This window comes from Brevundimonas sp. (genome assembly GCF_024711105.1).
Taxonomy (GTDB): domain Bacteria; phylum Pseudomonadota; class Alphaproteobacteria; order Caulobacterales; family Caulobacteraceae; genus Brevundimonas.
In genome coordinates this window covers 1-20,135 of sequence record NZ_JANJTL010000138.1, presented here as the reverse complement: position 1 = coordinate 20,135, position 20,135 = coordinate 1, and the positions used below count along the sequence as shown (strand labels likewise).

At 70.2% G+C, this 20,135-nt stretch carries 23 protein-coding genes and 1 pseudogene; 10 read left to right on the top strand and 14 right to left on the bottom strand.

Features of this window, described 5'->3' with window-relative positions; genetic code table 11:
- Window positions 1-17 precede the first annotated feature (17 nt).
- Window positions 18-212 (bottom strand): lipoprotein, encoded by a 195-nt coding sequence (locus Q0M60_RS10535; RefSeq protein WP_296819067.1) that lies wholly within the window; start codon window positions 210-212, stop codon window positions 18-20.
- On the bottom strand, window positions 209-1,636 hold the full coding sequence (argH, locus tag Q0M60_RS10530) for an argininosuccinate lyase (RefSeq protein ID WP_296819064.1): 1,428 nt from the start codon (window positions 1,634-1,636) through the stop codon (window positions 209-211). Before argH ends, Q0M60_RS10535 begins: the two co-directional genes overlap by 4 nt.
- A gap of 46 nt (window positions 1,637-1,682) precedes the next feature.
- Between argH and Q0M60_RS10525 the strand changes: the two genes are divergently transcribed.
- The 4 genes from Q0M60_RS10525 to Q0M60_RS10510 are packed head-to-tail and all read left to right on the top strand — an operon-like array spanning window position 1,683 to window position 5,027.
- Entirely contained in the window at window positions 1,683-2,279 is a 597-nt protein-coding gene (locus tag Q0M60_RS10525) for a TlpA disulfide reductase family protein (RefSeq protein WP_296819061.1), read from the top strand.
- A 41-nt stretch (window positions 2,280-2,320) separates the two neighbouring features.
- Complete coding sequence (locus Q0M60_RS10520) at window positions 2,321-3,250, top strand: nucleoside hydrolase (RefSeq protein ID WP_296819059.1); 930 nt, start codon at window positions 2,321-2,323, stop codon at window positions 3,248-3,250.
- A complete protein-coding gene (locus tag Q0M60_RS10515) occupies window positions 3,247-4,104 on the top strand; it encodes a ribokinase (RefSeq protein WP_296819056.1) in 858 nt (285 codons plus the stop codon). The genes Q0M60_RS10520 and Q0M60_RS10515 overlap by 4 nt, the downstream gene beginning before the upstream one ends.
- On the top strand, window positions 4,101-5,027 hold the full coding sequence (locus tag Q0M60_RS10510) for a 2-oxoglutarate and iron-dependent oxygenase domain-containing protein (protein WP_296819053.1): 927 nt from the start codon (window positions 4,101-4,103) through the stop codon (window positions 5,025-5,027). The genes Q0M60_RS10515 and Q0M60_RS10510 overlap by 4 nt, the downstream gene beginning before the upstream one ends.
- On the opposite strand, the gene Q0M60_RS10505 is transcribed toward Q0M60_RS10510, so the two are convergent.
- From Q0M60_RS10505 to Q0M60_RS10495, 3 genes are read right to left on the bottom strand one after another with little or no spacing between them, the layout of a single operon-like run.
- Window positions 5,024-5,581, bottom strand: a complete 558-nt coding sequence (locus Q0M60_RS10505; RefSeq protein ID WP_296819051.1) for a DUF1003 domain-containing protein — start codon at window positions 5,579-5,581, stop codon at window positions 5,024-5,026. The two genes, Q0M60_RS10510 and Q0M60_RS10505, sit on opposite strands and share 4 nt — an antisense overlap.
- The gene (locus Q0M60_RS10500) at window positions 5,578-6,150 is read right to left on the bottom strand and encodes a DNA-3-methyladenine glycosylase (protein ID WP_296819049.1); all 573 of its coding nucleotides are present in this window, start codon (window positions 6,148-6,150) and stop codon (window positions 5,578-5,580) included. Before Q0M60_RS10500 ends, Q0M60_RS10505 begins: the two co-directional genes overlap by 4 nt.
- On the bottom strand, window positions 6,143-7,564 hold the full coding sequence (locus tag Q0M60_RS10495; RefSeq protein ID WP_296819047.1) for a short-chain fatty acyl-CoA regulator family protein: 1,422 nt from the start codon (window positions 7,562-7,564) through the stop codon (window positions 6,143-6,145). Before Q0M60_RS10495 ends, Q0M60_RS10500 begins: the two co-directional genes overlap by 8 nt.
- Window positions 7,565-7,723: 159 nt before the next feature.
- On the opposite strand from Q0M60_RS10495, the gene aceA reads away from it, so the two are divergent.
- From aceA to Q0M60_RS10475, 4 genes are all read left to right on the top strand, one after another.
- On the top strand, window positions 7,724-9,001 hold the full coding sequence (gene aceA / locus Q0M60_RS10490; RefSeq protein WP_296819044.1) for an isocitrate lyase: 1,278 nt from the start codon (window positions 7,724-7,726) through the stop codon (window positions 8,999-9,001).
- Between the two features lie 11 nt (window positions 9,002-9,012).
- Window positions 9,013-9,222 carry a hypothetical protein gene (locus tag Q0M60_RS10485; protein ID WP_296819042.1) on the top strand — a complete coding sequence of 70 codons (210 nt, stop codon included), beginning with the start codon at window positions 9,013-9,015 and terminating at the stop codon, window positions 9,220-9,222.
- A gap of 186 nt (window positions 9,223-9,408) precedes the next feature.
- Window positions 9,409-10,989, top strand: a complete 1,581-nt coding sequence (gene aceB, locus Q0M60_RS10480; protein WP_296819041.1) for a malate synthase A — start codon at window positions 9,409-9,411, stop codon at window positions 10,987-10,989.
- Between the two features lie 57 nt (window positions 10,990-11,046).
- Window positions 11,047-11,397, top strand: coding sequence for a hypothetical protein (locus Q0M60_RS10475; RefSeq protein WP_296819039.1), 351 nt, complete (start codon window positions 11,047-11,049; stop codon window positions 11,395-11,397).
- Here the strand turns inward: Q0M60_RS10475 and Q0M60_RS10470 are convergent.
- From Q0M60_RS10470 to Q0M60_RS10460, 3 genes are all read right to left on the bottom strand, one after another.
- A complete protein-coding gene (locus Q0M60_RS10470) occupies window positions 11,394-12,023 on the bottom strand; it encodes a LysE family translocator (RefSeq protein WP_296819037.1) in 630 nt (209 codons plus the stop codon). The two genes, Q0M60_RS10475 and Q0M60_RS10470, sit on opposite strands and share 4 nt — an antisense overlap.
- A 103-nt stretch (window positions 12,024-12,126) precedes the next feature.
- Complete coding sequence (locus Q0M60_RS10465; protein WP_296819034.1) at window positions 12,127-12,618, bottom strand: translation initiation factor IF-2; 492 nt, start codon at window positions 12,616-12,618, stop codon at window positions 12,127-12,129.
- A gap of 77 nt (window positions 12,619-12,695) precedes the next feature.
- The gene (locus Q0M60_RS10460) at window positions 12,696-13,928 is read right to left on the bottom strand and encodes an argininosuccinate synthase (protein ID WP_296819032.1); all 1,233 of its coding nucleotides are present in this window, start codon (window positions 13,926-13,928) and stop codon (window positions 12,696-12,698) included.
- A 133-nt stretch (window positions 13,929-14,061) separates the two neighbouring features.
- Between Q0M60_RS10460 and Q0M60_RS10455 the strand changes: the two genes are divergently transcribed.
- On the top strand, window positions 14,062-14,697 hold the full coding sequence (locus tag Q0M60_RS10455; RefSeq protein WP_296819031.1) for a DUF2799 domain-containing protein: 636 nt from the start codon (window positions 14,062-14,064) through the stop codon (window positions 14,695-14,697).
- Between the two features lie 4 nt (window positions 14,698-14,701).
- Here Q0M60_RS10455 and htpX read toward each other — a convergent pair whose 3' ends face one another.
- The 3 genes from htpX to Q0M60_RS10440 form a co-directional block, all read right to left on the bottom strand.
- Entirely contained in the window at window positions 14,702-15,649 is a 948-nt protein-coding gene (gene htpX, locus Q0M60_RS10450; RefSeq protein WP_296819028.1) for a zinc metalloprotease HtpX, read from the bottom strand.
- 39 nt (window positions 15,650-15,688) lie between these two features.
- Entirely contained in the window at window positions 15,689-16,756 is a 1,068-nt protein-coding gene (prfA, locus tag Q0M60_RS10445; RefSeq protein WP_296819026.1) for a peptide chain release factor 1, read from the bottom strand.
- Between the two features lie 138 nt (window positions 16,757-16,894).
- Window positions 16,895-17,362, bottom strand: a complete 468-nt coding sequence (locus Q0M60_RS10440; protein ID WP_296819024.1) for a translation initiation factor 2 — start codon at window positions 17,360-17,362, stop codon at window positions 16,895-16,897.
- Between the two features lie 161 nt (window positions 17,363-17,523).
- Here Q0M60_RS10440 and Q0M60_RS10435 point away from each other — a divergent pair, with 161 nt between their 5' ends.
- Window positions 17,524-18,006 (top strand): hypothetical protein, encoded by a 483-nt coding sequence (locus Q0M60_RS10435; protein ID WP_296819022.1) that lies wholly within the window; start codon window positions 17,524-17,526, stop codon window positions 18,004-18,006.
- Between the two features lie 3 nt (window positions 18,007-18,009).
- On the opposite strand, the gene Q0M60_RS10430 is transcribed toward Q0M60_RS10435, so the two are convergent.
- From Q0M60_RS10430 to Q0M60_RS10420, 3 genes and pseudogenes are all read right to left on the bottom strand, one after another.
- Entirely contained in the window at window positions 18,010-18,609 is a 600-nt protein-coding gene (locus tag Q0M60_RS10430) for a glutathione S-transferase N-terminal domain-containing protein (protein ID WP_296819020.1), read from the bottom strand.
- 2 nt (window positions 18,610-18,611) lie between these two features.
- Window positions 18,612-19,760, bottom strand: a complete 1,149-nt coding sequence (gene ispG / locus Q0M60_RS10425; RefSeq protein ID WP_296819018.1) for a flavodoxin-dependent (E)-4-hydroxy-3-methylbut-2-enyl-diphosphate synthase — start codon at window positions 19,758-19,760, stop codon at window positions 18,612-18,614.
- 35 nt (window positions 19,761-19,795) lie between these two features.
- Window positions 19,796-20,135 (bottom strand): annotated as a pseudogene (locus Q0M60_RS10420) (helix-turn-helix domain-containing protein); the annotation flags it as partial.

Genomic DNA, 20,135 nt, shown 5'->3' with positions numbered 1-20,135 from the left:
TCAGCAAAATCTAGGCGTCAGCGCGCGTCCGGCGGATCGATCGGAAGCGGCGCGTCCGGGTCTTCAGGAGCTTCCTCGTTGACGTCATCCGTCGCGGCCGTCGGGTCGGCGTCGCCCCACAGGGGTGCGGGCCGTTCCAGGTCGCCGCGCAGCCCGCAGGCTGAAAGCAAGAGCGCGGAGCCGACGAGCAGCGGGGCCGTGCGAAGTCTCATCCAAGTCGCTCCTTCCAGCGCGCGATCTGGGCGCGCACCTGATCCGGCGCCGTGCCGCCGTAGCTCGTCCGCGAGGCGGCGGAGGCCTGCGGCGTCAGAACCTCATATATCCCGGCATGGACGCCGGGCTCCAGCGCCGTGAGTTCTTCGAGCGGCAGGTCGGCCAGGTCGAGCCCCAGCGCCTCCGCCCGCTTCACGGCCGCCCCGGTGACGTGGTGCGCCTTGCGGAAGGGCAGGCCGAGTTCGCGGACCAGCCAGTCCGCCAGATCCGTGGCCGTCGAGAAGCCCGCGCCGGCGGCGGCCGCCATCCTGGCGCCATCGGCCTTCAGGTCCGCCACCATGCCGGTCATGGCCGCGAGCGCCACCTCGAGCGCGTCGAAGGCCTCGAACACCGGCGGCTTGTCCTCCTGCATGTCCTTCGAATAGGCCAGCGGAAGGCCTTTCATCACCGTCGTCAGGGCGACCAGAGAGCCGGCGATCCGACCCGTCTTGGCCCGCACCAGTTCGGCGGCGTCCGGGTTGCGCTTCTGCGGCATGATCGACGAGCCGGTGGTGAAGGCGTCCGACAGCTTCACGAAGCCGAACTGCGGCGTCATCCAGACCACGATCTCCTCGGCCAGACGCGACAGATGCCCCGCGCAGATGGAGGCGGCCGACAGGGCCTCAAGCGCGAAGTCACGGTCCGAGACGCCGTCGAGCGAATTGGCCATGGGGCGCTGGAAACCCAGCGCGTGCGCCGTCGCCTCGCGGTCGATCGGAAACGGCGACCCGGCCAGGGCCGCGGAGCCCAGCGGACTCTCATTCATCCGGACGCGGGCGTCGGAGAAGCGGCCGGCGTCGCGGCCCAGCATCTCCACGTAGGCCATCAGGTGGTGGCCGAAGGTCACCGGCTGGGCGGGCTGGAGGTGAGTGAAGCCCGGCATCAGGGTGTCGGCCTCCGCCTCGGCCTGGGCCAGCAGGGCGCGTTGCAGGCCACGAATCTGGCCGAGCGTGCGGTCGCAGGCGTCGCGGACCCACAGGCGGAAGTCGGTGGCCACCTGGTCGTTGCGCGAGCGCGCGGTGTGAAGGCGGCCGGCCGGTTCGCCGATCAATTCGGCCAGCCGCGCCTCCACATTCATGTGAATGTCTTCAAATTCCTCGCGGAAGGGGAAGGTCCCGGCCTCAATCTCGGCCTCGATCTGGTCAAGCCCCTTCTGGATGGCGTCTGCGGATTCAGCCTCGATGATCCCCTGCGCCGCCAACATGCGGCAATGGGCGCGCGATCCGGCCAGATCCTGCCGCCAGAGACGTCGGTCAACGTTGATCGACACATTGATCGCCTGCATCAGGGCGTCGGGACGCTCCGAGAAGCGCCCGCCCCACATCTCTTGACCCAGCCGGTCAGGCTTGGCCTTAGTCCCGTCCTTGGGCGGATGGTCAGTCATGGGCGAAGGCTCGAACAGGAACGGGTGGATCAGATCGGCGGCCGCCGTGGCGCTCGTCGCCGTGGTGGCGATCGGGGCTGCGCTCGTGCTGACAGGTCGGGTGGTATGGCCTGACGGCGAGGACGGCAAGGGCCCGGCCCTGGCCGAGCGCTCCGAGTTGGCCGCCTATGCGCGCGGACCGCTGCGCAATCTGGAGACGCCCGCCGAGCCCGCCGCGCCGCCGGACTACGTCTTTCAGGACGCCGAGGGGAACGCGGCGCGCTTCTCCGACCATCGCGGTCGGGTGATGGTGGTGAACCTCTGGGCCATGTGGTGCCGGCCCTGCCGCACCGAGATGCCGACCCTGGCCATCCTGGCCGAGCGCTATCGCGACACGGACCTGCTGGTCCTGCCCATCAACGTCGACCGCACCGACGAGGAGATCGCCGAGGCGCGCGAATTCCTAGCCGTGCATAGGCCGCTGGTCTTCGCCTCCGACCCGGCCTTCGAGCTGCCCTTCCGCTTCGAAGGGCGCGGGGCCATGCCCCAGACCATCCTGATCGACCGCCAGGGCCGGGTGCGCGCCTGGCTCGCGGGTGAAAGCGACTGGGCCAGCGCTGAGGCCCGCGCCCTGATCGATCACCTGCTGGCCGAGGACGCCTGATCCCGCTTGCGGCGGGATCGAAGCCGCCCGAAAAGGCGCGGGTGAGTAATAGCCTGATCATCGACTGCGACCCGGGGGTGGACGACTGCGTCGCCCTGTTGCTGGCCTTCGCCTCGCCGGAGCTGGAGATCCTGGCCGTCACCACGGTGGCGGGCAATGTCGGGGCGCAGCTGACGGCGCGGAACGCGCGGATCATCCGCCAGATCGCGGGACGCGAGGACGTGCCGGTCCACGCCGGCGCGGAGCGGCCGCTGGTCCGTATCCCGGTCGAGGCGGGCCATTTCCACGGCGAGAGCGGCCTTGGTGACCTGGCGCCGTTCGAGCCCGAGGCTCCGGCCGAGGCCGAGCCGTCCGCCGACGCCATCGTGCGGCGGGTGCGCGAGCGGCCGGCCGGGACCGTGGCGATCGGCGCGCTTGGGCCGCTGACCAACGTCGCGCTCGCGCTTCAGGCCGCACCGGACATCGCCGGGCGGATCAAGCAGATCGTGCTGATGGGCGGGGCCCGCTCGGAAGGCGGAAACATCACAGCCTCCGCCGAATACAACATCCACGCCGATCCCCACGCCGCTCAGGTCGTCTTCGAGTCCGGCGCGCCGACGGTGGTGATGGGGCTGGACCTGACGCACCAGGTGCGCGCCACCGACGCTCGGACCGCGCGTCTGCGGGCCGCAAACAATCCGCGCGCGGAGACGGCGCTTCGCATGATGGACTTCTCCAACGACATCGAGCGTGGGCTGGTCGGCGGCGAGGCGGCGCCGCTGCACGATCCCTGCGTGATCGCCTGGCTGGTGCGGCCCGACCTGTTCGAGTTGAGGCCCGCGAACATTCAGGTCGAGACCGAGTCCCGGCTGACGCTCGGCCATACGGCGGTCGAGTTCCGGATCGGTGAGGCGCACCCGCAGAACGCCCGCTGGGGCGTGAGCGCCGACGCCGACGCGGTCTTCGGCCTGCTGACGGAGCGGCTGTCGTGAGCGTGCGGCTTACCGTGGTGGGCTCGGTGAACCTGGACCTGGTGGCGTCCGGCTCGGCCCTGCCCTGTCCGGGCCAGACGGTCACCGGCGCGGTGCTGGCGCGGCATCCCGGCGGAAAGGGCGCCAACCAGGCGCTGGCGGCGCGGAGGCTGGGCGCCGAGGTCCGGCTGGTCGGGCGCGTCGGCGCCGATCCCTTCGCCGAGGAGGCCCTGGCCCTGCTGCGCGCCGACGGCGTGGATCTGTCCGACTGCCGCGCGGTCGAGGACGCCCTGACAGGCGTGGCCCTCATCTGCGTCTCCGCCGACGGAGAGAACCAGATCTCGGTCGCGCCCGGCTCCAACCTGTCCCTGACGCCGGACCTTCTGCCCGACCTCGGCGGGGAGGCCGTCCTGCTTCAGCTGGAGGTCCCGCGCGAGACGGTCGAGACGACGGTGCGCGCCGCCCGCGGCTTCGTGGCCCTCAATCTCGCGCCGGCCGCCGAGATCGGGCGCGAAACGCTGGAACGCGCCGATCTCATCATCGTCAACGAGGGCGAGGCCGCCTTCTACGGCGAGATGCTGGAGGGCCTGCCCGGCCTGCTCGCCGTCACCCTCGGCGCCCGCGGGGCCCGGCTGTTCCGCGCCGGCGAGCTGATCGCCGAGGCCAGCCCGCCGCCGGTCGCCGCCGTCGACACCACCGGCGCGGGGGACGCCTTTTCCGGCGCGCTCGTCGTCGCCCTGCTGGAGGGCCAGACGCCCGACGCTGCCCTTCGCTTCGCCTGCGCCGCCGGCGCGCTCGCGGCCAGCCGGCCCGGCGCCCAGCCGTCCCTGCCCACCCGCGCCGCCGTCGAGGCGGCGCCTGGAATCCGCCCATGACGACCGTCCCTGAACTCGACCTCGCCGACTGGACCTCCGGCGACCCCGCCCGCCGCGACGCCTTCGCCAAGGCGCAGATGGCCGCGCTGCAGCGCTGGGGATTCTTCGTGCTGAAGGGCCACGCCGTGTCGCAGGACCTGCTCGACCGCGCCTACGCCCTGGCCGAGGACGTCTTCGCCCTGCCCGAGGAAGCCAAGCGGCGGTATGCGGGCTCCTTGCGCGGCTACACGCCCTTTGGAGTCGAGCACGCCAAGGATTCCGGCCGGCCGGACCTCAAGGAGTTCTGGCAGGTCGGTCACGACCCCGTGGCCGACGAGGTCCACGAGGCCTTCCCGCCCAACGTCTGGCCCGACGAGATCGCCGGCTTCCGCGAGACCTTCACCGCCCTGTTCGAGGGCCTGAACGCCACCGGCCTGACCCTCCTGGAAGCGCTGGAGCCGGAGCTGGGCCTGGAGCCGGGCTGGTTCGAGCCGCGCGTGCGGCGCGGCACGTCGCTGCTGCGCGTCCTGCACTATCCGCCGGTCGCCGACGACCAGCAGTCGGCCGGCTGCGTCCGCTCGGCGGCGCACGAGGACATCAACTTCATCACCGTCATGGTCGGGGCGCGCGGGGCGGGGCTGGAGCTGCTCGATCGCGACGGCCGCTGGCTGCCGGTGGAGGCCGCGCCCGGGACCCTCATCGTCGACAGCGGCGACATGCTCCAGCGCCTGACCAACGGGGTGATCCCGGCCACGACCCACCGGGTGGTCAATCCGGAGGGGCCGAACGTTAGCCGTTACTCCATGCCCTTCTTCATGCACCCGACGCTTGAGACGTCGCTGGAGCCCCTGCCGTCCTGCCTCGGCGACGGGCCGAAGTGGCCCGCCACGACGGCCGGCGAGTATCTCGACGAGCGGCTGCGCCAGATCGGTCTGAAGGCCTAGGAGCGTGCTTCGCGGGCCTGCAGCAGGCGGGTCAGCATGTCGATCTGCTCCTGCTGCTGCTGCATGAGCACCTCCAGCTGGCGGGTCCGCATGGCGTCCAGCTTCTCGTGCAGCGCCATGATCTCCAGTTCGGCCTTGAGGTTCACCTCATAGTCGTGGGCGGCGTTCAGCCGGTCCTTCGCCGCCTGCCGGTTCTGGCTCATCATGATGACCGGCGCCTGGATGGCGGCGACCATCGACAGCATCAGGTTGAGGAAGATGAAGGGGTAAGGGTCGAAGGCCTGGGTCGCCAGCAGGATGTTCAGCCCCGCCCAGAGCGCCAGGAAGACGCCGAACAGGATGATGAACCGCCACGACCCGCCGAACTCCGCCACGCGGTCGGCCAGGCGGTCGCCGAACGACAGCTCCTCGGCGAAGGCCACGTTCAGGTCCCGCGCGCTGGGCCGGCGGGCGACCGCGTCCTCGAGCACCTTGCGCTCGCGTTCGTCCAGATCGTCGACGGCGCGGCCGAACAGGCGCCGGGCGGCTTCGGCGATCAGATCGGGATGGGTCATGACGGATCTCCGGCGGGCGGACGAAGAGGTCGGCTGAGGAAGGGCGAGGCGCGAAGGGCGAAACGCCAGGGCGTCTCCACGCCCTTGGTGATGCCGATGCGCGGTCCCGAGATCACCTCGACACCGCCTCGGGGCGGCTCCAGGCTGAACGGCGGAAGCCGCAGCGGCAGGCCGTCGTGCGAGCGGTCCACCGCCAGGGCCTGGCACAGCCGGCCCGGACCGGCGCACAGGGCGCGCGGCGCCTGCAGGCCGCGCCGCTCGGCCATGACCTCCAGCCCGTGCGTCGGCTCCAGGGCGCGGATCAGCACCGCCTGGCCCGAGCCGTCCGCGCCGCAGACGAAGTTCAGGCACCAGTGGATCCCGTAGGATCGATAGACGTAGGCTCGGCCCGCCGGGCCGAACATGGTCGCGTTGCCGGGCGTGGGGCCGCGAAAGCTGTGCGAGGCCGGGTCGGTGCGGTCATAGGCCTCGGTCTCGACGATGATCCCCCCGACGCCATGGACCTTCAGGGTCCAGCCGATCAGGGCGCGCGCCGCCTTCGGCGCGTCCAGCGACAGGATCTCAGTCATCGGTCCCTGCGAAGGGGTAGGGGCTGACCGACTTGGCCCAGTCGTCGACCACCAGCGGCCGGTCGATGGGCGGGGCGGCCCGTTCGGCGCAGGGGTGGCGGTGGCACAGGCGGCAGGCCGGGCCGATCGGCGTCACCTCCGGCTCGGTCAGGTTCAGCCCGCGCGCATGGATCAGCCGGTGTGCTTGCTTCAGCTCGCAGCCCAGGCCGATGGCGAGGTCATGCGCCTCGGTGAAGGCGTCATGCCCCTGCCGGTTGACCGTGCGGGCCAGGGTGAACCAGCGGCCGCCGTCCGGGGTCTCGATGATCTGGGTGACGATCCGGCCCGGCGTGCGGAAGGCCGAGTGCAGCCGCCAGCGCGGACAGGCCCCGCCGAACCGGGCGAAGGGAAACGCCCCGGATGCAAACCGCTTGGACACATTGCCCGCCTGGTCCACCCGCATCAGGAAGAAGGGCACGCCCCGCGCCGTCGGCCGCGACAGCGTCGTCAGCCGGTGCGCCGCCTGTTCGAATGAGACGCCGAAGCGGGCCTGGAGCCGCGCCAGGTCATAGCCGGTATCCTCCGCCGTCCGCTGGAAGGCGGCGTAGGGCATGAGCACCGCGGCGGTCAGGGTGTTGGCCAGGGACACCTTGAGCAGGCCGCGCGCGGCGGCGTCGGGGGCCTGGCCCTGCTCGGTCAGGGCCTCGAGCTCGGCATCGTGCTCCAGCACCACCAGCTGATAGACCACGGCGAAGGCCCGCGAGGCGGGGCCAAGGGTCTCCGACAGCAGCAGCCGGCGGCGGTGCAGGTCGAAGCGCCGCGTCCATTCGAGCATGACCTCGGCCGGCATGACGCGCACGGCCAGGTCATGGCGCGCCTTCAGCCGCATGCGGGCCGCGGCCTCCAGATCGCCGTGCGGGGCCTCGGCGAGCAGGGCCGCGTTCAGCGCCTCGCCAAGGGCATCCAGTTCCGGGAAGTGGTTGCGGCGGCCCTGGACGTATTCCCGCACCCAGTCCGCCGGCGTGCCCTCGGCCGGGCCGCCGACGTCGGCCTCGCGCCGGCGGCTCTCGGCATAGGCGCGGTAGAGGCGAAGGAAGCTGTCGGCCAGGGCCGGGGCGTCGTCGATGAGCTGGACCAGCTCGTGGCGGGGCGGCTTCAGCCCCGAGAACAGCGGATCGCTGAGTGCCTCGGCGAGGTCGGCCTCGGTGGCGTGGCCGGCGGGGCCGCCGAGGGTGCGCAGGTCGACGTCGTAGGTCTCGGCCAGACGCAGCAGCAGCTGGGCCGAGACAGGCCGCTGGTTGCGCTCGATGTGGTTCAGATAGCTGGGCGAGACCCCCAGGTCGGCGGCCATGGCCGTCTGGGTCAGGGCCAGGTCGCGGCGCAGCCGCTTGAGCCGCCCGCCCAGGAAGAGTTTACGATCCGCCCCGGCTTCCATCCTGTCAGGATGTCACAGACTGACAGCTATATGCTAGTCATATTGTGACCAGACGACGCGAAAAGCGGCCGTCAGGCGGTATCGGCGGACGGCCGCGGCGTGTTCTGCTGTCGACATCGCGACGCATCGCCGTCACCGCAGCTCTGGCCGAGACACATTATGACAAGCTTCGCCGACCTCGTTCCCGCCCCTTCCGGCCGTTTCGACGGCATCGAACGGCCGTATGCGCCGGAAGACGTGCTGCGTCTGCGCGGCTCGGTGCCGATCACCCACACCCTGGCCGAGCGCGGCGCGAACCGTCTGTGGGAGCTGCTGCACACCGAGCCCTATGTGAACGCGCTGGGCGCCGTCACCGGCAACCAGGCCATGCAGATGGTCCGCGCCGGCCTGAAGGCCATCTACCTGTCGGGCTGGCAGGTCGCGGCCGACGCCAATACCGCCGGGGCCATGTACCCGGACCAGTCGCTGTATCCGGCCAACGCCGCGCCGGAGCTTTGCCGGCGCATCAACCGCACCCTGCAGCGCGCCGACCAGATCGAGCACGCTGAAGGCGGCGCCAGGCGTGACTGGTTCGTGCCCATCGTCGCCGACGCCGAGGCCGGCTTCGGCGGCCCGCTGAACAGCTTCGAGATCATGAAGGCCTTCATCGAGGCGGGCGCCGCGGGCGTCCACTTCGAAGACCAGCTGGCCTCGGAGAAGAAGTGCGGCCACCTCGGCGGCAAGGTGCTGATCCCGACCCAGGCCCACGAGAGGAACCTGATCGCCGCCCGCCTGGCCGCCGACGTCATGGGCACGGCGACCCTGACGGTCGCCCGCACCGACGCGGAGTCGGCCCAGCTGATCACCTCGGACATCGACGAGCGGGACCATCCCTTCATCGAGCGCGACAACCGCACGCCCGAGGGCTTCTTCCGGCTCAAGCCCGGCACCGGCCTGGACCACTGCATCGCGCGCGGCCTGGCCTACGCCAAGCTCGCCGACGTCCTGTGGTGGGAGACCAGCCACCCGGACTTGGACGACGCGCGCCGCTTCGCCGAGGCCGTCCAGAAGGAGCACCCCGGCAAGCTGATGGCCTACAACTGCTCGCCGTCGTTCAACTGGAAGGCCAAGCTGGACGACGCGACCATCGCCAGGTTCCAGCGCGAGCTCGGGGCCATGGGCTACAAGTTCCAGTTCGTGACCCTGGCCGGCTTCCACAGCCTGAACAACGGCATGTTCGAGCTGGCCCATGCCTACAAGGACGGCGGCATGGCCGCCTATTCCGAACTGCAGCAGCGCGAATTCGCCAACGAGGCGCGCGGCTACACCGCCACCCGCCACCAGCGCGAGGTCGGCACCGGCTATTTCGACCAGGTCGCCACCGTCATTTCCAACGGCCAGTCCTCGACCACGGCGCTCAAGGACTCCACCGAAGCCGCCCAGTTCGCCGCAGAGTGAGGAGCAGACTCATGGAACCGATCTCCAGCCCCCGCGCCATCATCGACTACTGCCTGGCGCCCCTGAACTTCGACGGCGCAAGCGACGCCGAGCGCGAGGTGCGCCGCCGCCTGGAGCACGCCATCCGGACCTTCCAGAAGATGGCCGCGCGGCCCGTGGCGGTGGACTTCTCCAACATGCCCAGCCAGGTCATCAACGAAGCCGCCCACGGGTATGAATAAGAGGGCGTCCTTCTCCCCTTGCGGGAGAAGGCGGCAGCCGAAGGCTGACGGATGAGGGGTCGCACCGGCCCCTCCGACGCCAGCCTTACAGTCGCACTCAGGATGAGAGGTCAGCGCGACCCCTCATCCGACCTCGCTCCGCTCGGCCACCTTCTCCCGCAAGGGCAGAAGGGTCAGGATGAAGACATGCCCCTCGACACCGCATTCGACACCGCCGCCCGCGTTCTCGGTCCCATCGACGGCCGCGCCGCCGAGGTTCTGACGCCCGAGGCGCTCGCGCTCGTGGCCGAGCTGCATCGGGCGCTGGATGGGCGGCGCAGGGGGCTGCTGGCGGCGCGCGAGGCGCGGCAGGCGCGGTTCGACGCCGGCGAACTGCCGGACTTCCGCGCCGGCACGGCCGGCATCCGCAACGGCGACTGGCGCGTGGCGCCCATTCCGGCCGACCTGCTGGACCGGCGCGTCGAGATCACCGGCCCGACCGACCGAAAGATGGTCATCAATGCGCTGAACTCGGGCGCGCGGGTGTTTATGGCCGACTTCGAGGACGCCACGAGCCCGACCTGGGAGAATGTCGTCGAGGGGCAGGTGAACCTGAGGGACCGCTGGTCCGGCGACCTGGCCTTCACCGATGCGGCGACGGGCAAGGCCTATGCGCTCAACGACAGGCCGGCGGTGCTGATCGTGCGGCCGCGCGGCTGGCACCTGCTGGAGCGGAACGTGGAGGTCGACGGTCAGCCGGTGGCGGGCGGCCTGTTCGACTTCGCCCTCTACCTGACACACAATGCGCGCGCGGCGCTGGAGGCGGGTTCGGGGCCCTACTTTTACCTGCCCAAGCTGGAATCGCTGGAGGAGGCCGCCCTGTGGGACGACGCCTTCCGCATCGCCCAGGCGCGGCTCGGCCTGCCGGCCGGTACGATCAAGGCCACCGTCCTGATCGAGACGATTACCGCCGCCTTCGAGATGGACGAGATCCTGCACGCTCTGAAGGATCACATCGTCGGCCTGAACTGCGGCCGCTGGGACTACATCTTCTCGACCATCAAGCGGCTGGGGCTGAACCCCGACTTCCTGACGCCTGACCGGGGCCGGATGGTCATGGGCGAAGCCTTCCTGCGCGCCTATTCGCTGAAGCTGATCGCCACCTGCCACCGCCGCGGCGCCTTTGCGATGGGCGGCATGGCCGCGCAGATCCCGGTCAAGAACGACGAGGCGGCCAATGCAGCGGCCTTCGCCAAGGTCCGCGCCGACAAGGAGCGCGAGGCGACCGACGGCCACGACGGCACCTGGGTGGCGCACCCCGCGTTAGTCCCCGTCGCCATGGAGGTCTTCGACCGGCTGATGCCCGGCCCCAATCAGCTGGACCGTCTGCGCGAGGATGACCGCATCGGGCAGGCCGAAATGCTGGAGATGCACCAGGGTCCGCGCACCGAGGCGGGCCTGCGCGAAAACATCCGTGTCGGCGTCCAGTACGTCGAGGCGTGGCTGAACGGCCGGGGAGCCGTGCCGCTGTATAACCTGATGGAGGACGCCGCGACCGCCGAGATCAGCCGCACCCAGGTCTGGCAGTGGCTGAAGCACGGGGCGCCGCTCGACGACGGCCGGGTGGTGGACGAGCTGCTGGTCCGCGCTCTCATCGACGACGAGGTGACCCGGATGCCCCGGGACCTGCCGCGTCTGGCGGAGGCGGTCGAGCTGTTCACCGCCCTGTGCCTGGCGCCGACCTGCGAGGCCTTCCTGACCCTGCCGGCCTACGAGCGGCTGGGGTAACCTGAAACTCTCGAGCGTCCGGCGGGGTTGTGGGGAAGCCCTTCAGAGGAGGCGACCATGACCCACGAGACCCGAAACAGCCGGCCCGGCGCGACGGTGGCCCAGTTGAAGCGCGACATCGAAACCGGACGGACCGGCGACGAGGTCGGCGGTTTCGACCCCGCGGCCTCGCCCTCGGGGACTGACGAGGAGGCGGGCGGGGTGCGTCCCGAGGCGGAGATCATCGCACTGGAGCGCGTCCGTCAGGCGCGGCCGCAGCTGGAAGGCGGGCGAGCCAATGCGGCCGACCCGCGAATGGCGCCTCAGGGCGAGCGCCCCCGGGCCACGACCTGGTGGATGGTCGCGGGCGTGGCGGCGGTCCTGCTGACCGGGACCGTATTCGGCCTGGCGGGAGCGCTCGGCGCCTAACCGCGCAGAAGGATCAACGCGGCGGCCGTCAGCAGAAGCACGCCTGTGACCCAGCCGAAGGCTCGGCGAAAGCGCGGCTCGGTCATGCGTCTAGCGAGCGCCGCTCCGCCGAGGCCGTAGGCGCTCATGGTCAGGGCGTCGAGGCCGATCATGGCCACGGCGAACAAGGCCAGCTGGGCGATCAGCGGCCGCTCGGGATCGATGAAGGGCGGCAGGACCGCGGTGAAGAACAGCACCGCTTTGGGGTTGGCGATCTGGACCGCGAAACCGTCCACCAAGGGTCCGCGCCGGGTGATGCGGACCTTTTCGTCAGGCTCGCCGGGCGCCTTGGCGCCGCCACGGATGGCCTGGATCCCCAGCCAGGCGACGTAGAGGCCGCCCGCGATCGCCACGAGCCGGAACACCTCGGGAAAGGCCGCGACGACCGCGCCCAGCCCCAGGGCCGCGCCGCAGAACCACACCAGCGAAGCCGCGTTCATGCCCGCCACGCCGAGCAGCGCAGCGCGCTTGCCGTCGCGGACCCCGGTCGCCACGGCGAAGAGATTGGCGGGGCCCGGCGTCATGGCGAGCAGCGCCATCACCCCGAGAAAGGTCAGGTATTTGTGCGGATCGACGGGAAGCGTCATGGGACCGCGCCTGTCGGGCCTCAGCGCGCCCGCGTCAATGGGCGTGAAAAAAGCCCCCCTCCCGGGCCGGGAGAGGGGCTCGTTTCGTCGGCTGGCGGACGACTTACTGGACGGGGACGGTCCCGGCCACGGCGCCTGAACCGCCTGTGGCGGCGGCGGCCTGGTTCGCCAGATGCGCGGCGACGCTCGAGCGGACCTGGTCAGGAATGCCGCGGATGTTGGCGTCGGCGGCGACAGAAGCCTGCTGCAGCGCAGCCTGCTCCTGCGGATCGGTCGTCTGGGCCGCCATGGAGTTGAGGAAGGCGACCAGCTGATCGGCGAAGGCGTTGATCTCGGGCGTGTAGACGCCGAGGATCGAGTCCACCGAGGCGGTCTTTTGCGCTGAGCTGGTGCTGGCGTCAGTCATCACGGCCTGTAGCTCAGCGCCCATCGCCTGCATGCGGCCGTCGAAGGCTTCGGCCGCAGCCTGCATGGCGAGCTCTTCGGCGGTCGGCTGGCGCTCGGGAGCGGTCGGTTGGGCGGGGGTTTCCTGGGCCAGGGCGGGAGACGCGCAAGCGAGGACCGCGATGGCGGCCAGGGCGGTACGCAGGGACATGTGGGGAATACTCCGGGAGGGTCGGCTCGTTTGGCCGTCGCCGAACCCTGTATCGCATTTTCGACCGAAATGGGACCTCAGCCCTGCGACCGCCGGTCGCGCCGGGCCAGGACACGCAGCCGAAGGGCGTTCAACTTGATGAAGCCGGCGGCATCGCGGTGGTCGTAGGCCTGGACGCCCTCTTCGAAGGTGACGAGGTCCTGGTCGTAAAGGCTGTAGGGGCTCTCGCGGCCGATAATGGTGACATTGCCCTTGTAGAGCTTCACCCTGACAACGCCCGTGACCTTATCTTGGGAATGGTCGATGGCGGCCTGCAGCATCTCGCGCTCGGGAGCGAACCAGAAGCCGTTGTAGATGAGCTGGGCGTACTTCACCGCCAGCTCGTCCTTCAGGTGCATGGCGCCGCGGTCGAGCGTGATGGATTCGATGCCCCGGTGCGCCGCCAGCAGAATGGTCCCGCCGGGCGTCTCGTAGACGCCGCGCGACTTCATGCCGACGAAGCGGTTCTCGACCAAGTCGAGCCGGCCCACGCCGTTGTCGTGACCCAGCTGGTTCAGCCGCGCGAGCAGCTCGGCCGGCGACAGGGCCTCGCCGTCGATGGAGACCGCGTCGCCCCTCTCGAAGCCGATCTCGACGATCGTCGGCTGGTCCGGCGCCTCTTCCGGGCTGATGGTGCGCATGTGGACGTATTCGGGGGCCTCGACCGCCGGGTCCTCCAGCACCTTCCCCTCGGACGAGGAGTGCAGCAGGTTCGCGTCGACGCTGAACGGGCTTTCGCCGCGCTTGTCCTTGGAGACCGGGATCTGGTGCTGTTCGGCGAACGCGATCAGCGCCTCGCGGCTCTTGAAGTCCCACTCGCGCCAGGGCGCGATGACCTGGATGTCGGGCTCCAGCGCGTAATAGCCGAGCTCGAAGCGGACCTGGTCGTTGCCCTTGCCGGTGGCGCCGTGACAGACGGCGTCGGCGCCGACCATGCGGGCGATCTCAATCTGGCGCTTGGCGATCAGCGGCCGGGCAATCGAGGTGCCCAGCAGATACTGCCCCTCATATACGGTGTTGGCCCGGAACATCGGGAAGACGAAGTCCCGCACGAACTCCTCGCGCAGGTCGTCGATGAAGATGTTCTCCGGCTTGATGCCAAGCTTCAGGGCCTTCTCGCGCGCCGGGCCCAGTTCCTCGCCCTGGCCGAGGTCGGCGGTGAAGGTCACGACCTCCGCGCCGTACTCCGTCTGCAGCCACTTCAGGATGATCGAGGTGTCGAGGCCCCCGGAGTAGGCCAGGACGACTTTCTTGGGCGCAAGCGCGGACATGGGCGGTGTTCCGTTCGGGGAGGCGAGGCGCTTTAGCGCCTATGACCGGCGGGCGCAAAGGCGCCGGGGTGGCGGCCTCGGACCGTGACGGCTAAGCTGTTGTTCGCTGGCTCATTGATCGGGGGATTTGACCATGCGCATCGCGCCCTTCATCGCCATTGCGGCTTCGGCCGCGCTGCTCAACGGATGCGCCACCCTGTCGGAGGAGCAGTGCCTGGTAGGCGACTGGTACGGGATCGGCGTCTCGGACGGGGCCTCCGGCTACGCGATGAGCCGTATCGACGACCACACCGAGGCCTGCGCGCGGCACGGAGTGTCGCCCAACATGACGGCCTATGCCGAGGGCCGGGCGCGCGGTCTGCTCAGCTACTGCACCCCACAGGTCGGTTTCCGCGAGGGCCGCGAGGGTGACGGCTACGCCCATGTCTGCCCGGCCGACCTCGAACCGGATTTCCTCGCCGCCTATTCGGACGGACGGCTGGTTCATGCGGCGATCACGGCGGTCAACGCCGCCAACAGCGATCTCTACCGCTACCAGCAGCAAGCCCGCGACATCGAGACCCAGATCCGCAATGAAGAGGCCGCGCTGGGCGCTGAGGGACTGACCGACGAGCAACGGCGGGTCATCCGCGAGCGCATCCGTCGCCTGCGTGACGACCGTGACCGCGCCCTGTCTTTCGCCCGCGACGCCGAGTGGCAAGCCCGGGACGCGCAGCGCGAGGTTGACATGCTACGCGCTCGTTTCGCCGCCTACTACGGCAGCTCGTAGGCGATCAGCCCCAGGGCCCTGGCCGGTGAGTCGGGGTCACCGGCACGCCCGTCGAGACCCCCAGGGCTTGCGGAACAGGCGCGAGGGAGGCCTTCCGGCCGCCTATCCGCCCGGACAGCTCCATCAGGGCGCGCACACGGTTTCCGGTCGCCGGGTGGGTGGAAAAGAGGTTGTCCGCGCCCTTGCCCGCCAGCGGATTGATGATGAACAGCTGACCCGAGGCCGGATGCCGCTCGGCGGTCGGGTTCATGATCCGCCGCGACCAGCCTTCGATCTTCTGAAGGGCGCGGGCCAGAGCTTCGGGATCGCCCGAAATCTCCGCGCCGACGCGGTCGGCCTCGTACTCCCGGCCCCGGCTGATCGCCATCTGGACCAGGGCCGCGGCGATCGGGGCCAGCAGCATAATGGCGATGGTCCCAATCAGCCCGCCGGGGCGATCCCGGTCGCCGCCGAAGAAGAGGGCGAAGTTGGCCAGGGCCGAGATGGCCCCGGCCACGGTGGCGGTCACCGTCATGGTCAGGGTGTCTCGGTTCTTCACGTGCGCCAGCTCATGCGCCATCACCGCCCGCACCTCGTCGCGGTCGAGCATGTGCAGCAGGCCCTCGGTGGCGCAGACGGCTGCGTGGGCCGGGTCCCGTCCGGTGGCGAAGGCGTTCGGCTGTTCGCTGGGGATGATGGCGATGCGCGGCCGCGGCAGGCCGGCGGCCTGGGCCATCTGGGCCACGTCGGCGACATACGTCCGCACCATGGCGTCCGGGTGCGTCTCGTCCACGACCTGGGCCCGGTACATCGACAGCACGATGCGGTCGGCGTTCCAGTAGCTGACGAGATTCATCACCCCGGCGAAGGCCAGGGCGATCAGCATGCCGGTCGCGCCGCCGATCAAATAGCCGATGCCGACGAACAGGGCGGTCAGGGCCGCCAGGAGCATGAAGGTCTTCAGGTGGTTCATGCGCCGAGATTTGGAGAGCGATTTGGGCCTCTACAAGGCCTAGCTTAGCTCGGCTTCCAGGCTCGCCAGCCGCGCCGCCTGGTCCTCGGCGATCAGGGCGTCCAGGACCGGGTCGAGGTCCCCCTCCAGGATCTGCGGCAGGCTGTGCAGCGTCAGGCCGATGCGATGGTCGGTGACCCGGCCTTGCGGGAAGTTGTAGGTGCGGATGCGCTCCGAGCGATCGCCGGAGCCGACTTGGCTCTTGCGCTCATCGGCGCGGGCCTTGTCCTTCTCCTGGCGCTGCATGTCGTAGAGCCGCGCCTTGAGGTTTTTCATCGCCTTGTCGCGGTTGACGTGCTGGGACTTCTCCGAGCTGGTGGCCACGATACCGGTCGGCAGGTGGGTGATGCGCACCGCCGAGTCCGTCTTGTTGACGTGCTGGCCGCCCGCGCCGGACGAGCGGTAGGTGTCGATGCGGATGTCCTGGTCGCGGATCTCGATCTCGACGTCCTCGACCTCCGGCAGGACCGCGACCGTCGCCGCCGAGGTGTGGATGCGGCCGCCGGCCTCGGTCGCGGGGACTCGCTGGACGCGGTGGACGCCGCTTTCGAACTTCAGTCGGCCGAAGACGCCCTCGCCGGTGATGGTGGCCACGATCTCCTTGTAGCCGCCGACCTCGCCCTCGGAGACGCTGTCGACCTCGACCCGCCAGCCGCGCGTCTGGGCGTAGCGCTGGTACATGCGGAACAGGTCGCCGGCGAACAGGGCCGCCTCGTCGCCGCCGGTGCCCGCGCGGACCTCGAGGATCGCCGAGGCGTTCTCGTCGGCGTCGCGCGGCGCCAGCAGCAGGGCCACTTCGCGCTCGAGCTGCGGGAGCCGGTCCTCGAGCGCTTCGCGCTCCTCGGCCGCCATCAGGGCCAGCTCGGGGTCCGAGGACATCAGCTCCAGGTCGGCCAGTTCGCTGCGTGCCTTCGACAGGGCGTTCACCGCATCGGCCACGGGCTTGAGCTCGGCGTGCTCCTTGGCCAGGCGCACGATCTCGCCGCCGTCGGACGCGGCCGACATGCGCGCCTCGACCTCATGGAAGCGGTCGAGGACCTGATCGAGACGGGCCTGGGGGAGATGCAAGGTGGGGATCCGGAAAGTCGCGAGCGCCGTTCCTAGCGGCGCGCGCGCGGCCTGTCGAACCCGCTTCGGTCCGGATGCAAAAAGGGCGGGCCCGCGTCTGCGAACCCGCCCTTTCCAGGTAAGAGCTTAGACCCGACCTCAGTCGTCGCCGCCGGCTCCGGCCGCCGCGCTCGCTGCGCGTTCGGCTTCCGCGTGCTGGGCCGGCGTGAGCAGGGTCACGTGCAGCGGATTAGGCGTCAGGTCGTTGAGCGCGCCCGAGGCCGCATCGACCCCGGCGCCGACGACGCCGCCGATCAGCACATTGCCCGCCAGGGCGACGCCGCCGCCGCTGGACATCGAGCTGTCGACCGTGACGGTCTGGGTCACATAGCCGTCCATGGAGACGGTGACGTCGAAGCCCGGACGGCGCGGCATGCGGAAGGTGCAGGGCGTGGCGTCGCACTGGAAGCCGTTCGAGGTCGCGACGGCGGCGCCCGGAGGCGTGCTTTCAACGACGAAGTCCTGGCTGGAGCCGCGAGTGACCGTGGCGCAGGCGGCAAGCGAGCCGGCCGCGACGGCGAGCGTGAGAGCGCGCGCGCCGAGGCGGGCGATACGTTGGGAAATCATGAAATGTCCTACCGGAAGTTGCATCCGCCCCCCGGCGGACGGTGGCACGTTCTCCCGGCCCCGTGACGCCGTCAAGAGGCGAAAATTCAGGCGCTTGATCGGGTCCCGAAAGCGCGGCAATAGCGCATCAGGCGCCCCGTCGGCGCCGCTTGGGGGACTTCATGAGACCAGCTTTCGTGGCCGTCGCCGGCCTGCTTCTTTGCGCCTGCCAGACCTCGACCGGCAGCGCGCCTGTAAGCCCGCTTCCAGCCGCTCTTGCGGGAGGGTCGCACATCTCAGCGGTCCAGCTGCAGAATGCGCCGCAAGGCGTCAGCACGACCTTTCGTTCGGAATTCGAGGAGGGCCTGCTGACCCGGCTCGGCCGCTGCGCCACGGGCTCGACCCCGCTCACGGTCAGCGTGACGCTCGATGGCTACAACGCGGCCAATCCGGCCCTGGCTCTCTTCGCGCCTTCGACCAGCCAGATCAGCGGCGTGGCCCGGGTGCTGGACGCCGAGGGGATCGAGGTCGGCCGCTATCGAATCCGCCGCACCTTCACCATGGGCGGGATCGGCGGGGCGATCGCCGCGACGGGCGCCGAAAGCACCATGATCGACGCCTTCGGCGACGAGCTCTGCGAACAGGCGTTCGAGCCGGCCTCCTAGGGCCTATCCCGGCCGGGTTTCCTGGAAGCTCGGCCGGGCCTCCAGCGCCTCGGACAGGGCGGCGAGCTTCGGCCGTCCCTCCCGCCAGTCGAACTCCGGGTGCCGGAAGCCGAGCCAGGTGACCAGCACGCCCGTGGCGATGACGCCGAGATCGAGCGGATCCGGCCGGATATCGCGAGCCTCGAGCGCGTTCAGCGTCCGATCGAGGTTGGTGCGCCAGCGGGCGATCCAGCTCGGCGACTGCTCGGCTTCGGGGCGGCGCTTCTCCAGCACCCACTTCACGCCCATCTCGAGCCCGGCGTCGGCCAGGGTCTCGAGCTGGCGCACGCGCCAGTGGTCCGGTCCCTCGGGCGGCAGCAGGCGCGGGCCTTCAGTTCCCTTCGCGTCCAGCCAGGCGCAGATCAGCGGGCTGTCGGTGAAGACCTCGCCCGTGTCGGTGAGCAGGGCCGGCACCTGAACGATCGGATTGGCGTCCACCAGGTCCGGGTCGTCGGCGTAGGGGTCGGCGCGGCGCTCCTCGCAGGCGCCGATCAGGCCGCGTTCGCGCAGCACGATCCGGCATTTTCGGGCGTAGGGGGAGGGGTCGGTGATGTAGAGGCGCATCTTCACTCCGCGGCCACCAGGTCGCCCGTCTTCGCCGCCTCGATCTCGGCGGCGCGCGCTTCGACCAGCTCGACGATGTGGTCGATCATGCCGGCGTTGTCCTGCTTGTGGGCGATCTTGCCGGCCAGATAGACCATGCCCGCGCCCTTGCCGCCGCCGGTGAAGCCGACGTCGGTGAACAGCGCCTCGCCGGGCCCGTTCACGACGCAGCCGATGATCGACAGGCTCATCGGCGTGGCGATGTGGGCCAGCCGCTTCTCGAGCTCCGCCACCGTGCCGATGACGTCGAAGCCCTGACGCGCGCAGGACGGACAGGCGATGATGTTCACGCCCCGGTGCCTCAGGCCCAGCGACTTCAGGATGTCGAAGCCGACGTGGATTTCCTCCACAGGATCGGCGGCCAGCGACACGCGGATGGTGTCGCCGATGCCCGACCACAGCAGGTTGCCCATGGCGATGGACGACTTGATCGTGCCGGTCCTGAGCGGCCCCGCCTCGGTGACGCCGACGTGTAGCGGACAGTCGATGGCGTCGGCCAGAAGCTGATAGGCTGCGACGGTCAGGAAGGGGTCGGACGCCTTCACCGAAATCTTGAACGCGTGGAAGTCGTGGTCCTGCAAGATGCGGGCGTGGCCGAGCGCGCTTTCGACCATCGCCTCGGGACAGGGCTCCCCGTACTTTTCCAGCAGCTCCCTCTCGAGCGAACCGGCGTTGACGCCGATGCGCATGGAGCAGCCGTGGTCCTTGGCGGCCTGGATGACCTCGCGAACCCGATCGGGGGAGCCGATGTTGCCCGGATTGATCCGCAGGCAGGCGGCGCCGGCCTGGGCCGCCTCGATGCCGCGCCGGTAGTGGAAGTGGATGTCGGCCACCAGCGGGACCTTCGCCTCGCGCGCGATGGTGCGGAAGGCGGCGGTCGATTCCTCGTCAGGACATGAGACGCGGACGATGTCGGCCCCGGCCTCTTCCATGCGGCGGATCTGGTCGATCGTCGCCGCCGCGTCCGAGGTCGGGGTGTTTGTCATCGACTGGACGGTGATCGGCGCGCCGCCGCCGACGGGCACGGAGCCGACCATGATCTGGCGGCTCTTGCGGCGCTCGATGTGACGCCAGGGCCTGACGTGGCCAAGCTCGGTGGGGGAGGCGGACATGGCGCCAAGATAGGCGGTTCAGGCCTCTCGCGCCATCAGCCCGCGGCGGGAACCTGCGGTTGGGGGGGCGTTAGCTGGAGCTGGGGCTCAACTTCCGCCGGCGCCTCGGGAGACGGCGCAGAGGCCTGCTGTTCGCGCAGCCGCTGCTCGGCTGCCGCCTGGGCGGCCCGGTTGCGGGCGTCGGCCTCGGCCGCGGCCTCGCGGGCCAGGGTCTGGGCGCGATTGTTGAGGCTGGCCAGTTGCGTCAGCGAGGCCTCAAGCTGGCCGGCCCTCTCCCCGTTCAGAAAGAGGTCGAAGGCGGACGGGTCCGATACATCCACGACGAGCCCGGGGGTCGTCGGCGCGCGATAGGCCTCGCCCGCGGCGAGCTGGCGC

Coding starts and splice junctions, on each gene's coding strand:
- Q0M60_RS10535 (WP_296819067.1), bottom strand. CDS start 212: ATGAGACTTCGCACGGCCCCGCTGCTCGTCGGCTCCGCGCTCTTGCTT.
- Q0M60_RS10470 (WP_296819037.1), bottom strand. CDS start 12,023: ATGACGCTTCCCGTCGATCCGCACAAATACCTGACCTTTCTCGGGGTG.
- Q0M60_RS10495 (WP_296819047.1), bottom strand. CDS start 7,564: ATGGAAGCCGGGGCGGATCGTAAACTCTTCCTGGGCGGGCGGCTCAAG.
- Q0M60_RS10460 (WP_296819032.1), bottom strand. CDS start 13,928: ATGTCCGCGCTTGCGCCCAAGAAAGTCGTCCTGGCCTACTCCGGGGGC.
- ispG (WP_296819018.1), bottom strand. CDS start 19,760: ATGTCCGCCTCCCCCACCGAGCTTGGCCACGTCAGGCCCTGGCGTCAC.
- argH (WP_296819064.1), bottom strand. CDS start 1,636: ATGACTGACCATCCGCCCAAGGACGGGACTAAGGCCAAGCCTGACCGG.
- Q0M60_RS10485 (WP_296819042.1), top strand. CDS start 9,013: ATGGAACCGATCTCCAGCCCCCGCGCCATCATCGACTACTGCCTGGCG.
- Q0M60_RS10500 (WP_296819049.1), bottom strand. CDS start 6,150: ATGACTGAGATCCTGTCGCTGGACGCGCCGAAGGCGGCGCGCGCCCTG.
- Q0M60_RS10510 (WP_296819053.1), top strand. CDS start 4,101: ATGACGACCGTCCCTGAACTCGACCTCGCCGACTGGACCTCCGGCGAC.
- Q0M60_RS10435 (WP_296819022.1), top strand. CDS start 17,524: ATGAGACCAGCTTTCGTGGCCGTCGCCGGCCTGCTTCTTTGCGCCTGC.
- aceB (WP_296819041.1), top strand. CDS start 9,409: ATGCCCCTCGACACCGCATTCGACACCGCCGCCCGCGTTCTCGGTCCC.
- Q0M60_RS10430 (WP_296819020.1), bottom strand. CDS start 18,609: ATGCGCCTCTACATCACCGACCCCTCCCCCTACGCCCGAAAATGCCGG.
- Q0M60_RS10455 (WP_296819031.1), top strand. CDS start 14,062: ATGCGCATCGCGCCCTTCATCGCCATTGCGGCTTCGGCCGCGCTGCTC.
- Q0M60_RS10505 (WP_296819051.1), bottom strand. CDS start 5,581: ATGACCCATCCCGATCTGATCGCCGAAGCCGCCCGGCGCCTGTTCGGC.
- Q0M60_RS10475 (WP_296819039.1), top strand. CDS start 11,047: ATGACCCACGAGACCCGAAACAGCCGGCCCGGCGCGACGGTGGCCCAG.
- Q0M60_RS10440 (WP_296819024.1), bottom strand. CDS start 17,362: ATGATTTCCCAACGTATCGCCCGCCTCGGCGCGCGCGCTCTCACGCTC.
- htpX (WP_296819028.1), bottom strand. CDS start 15,649: ATGAACCACCTGAAGACCTTCATGCTCCTGGCGGCCCTGACCGCCCTG.
- aceA (WP_296819044.1), top strand. CDS start 7,724: ATGACAAGCTTCGCCGACCTCGTTCCCGCCCCTTCCGGCCGTTTCGAC.
- Q0M60_RS10465 (WP_296819034.1), bottom strand. CDS start 12,618: ATGTCCCTGCGTACCGCCCTGGCCGCCATCGCGGTCCTCGCTTGCGCG.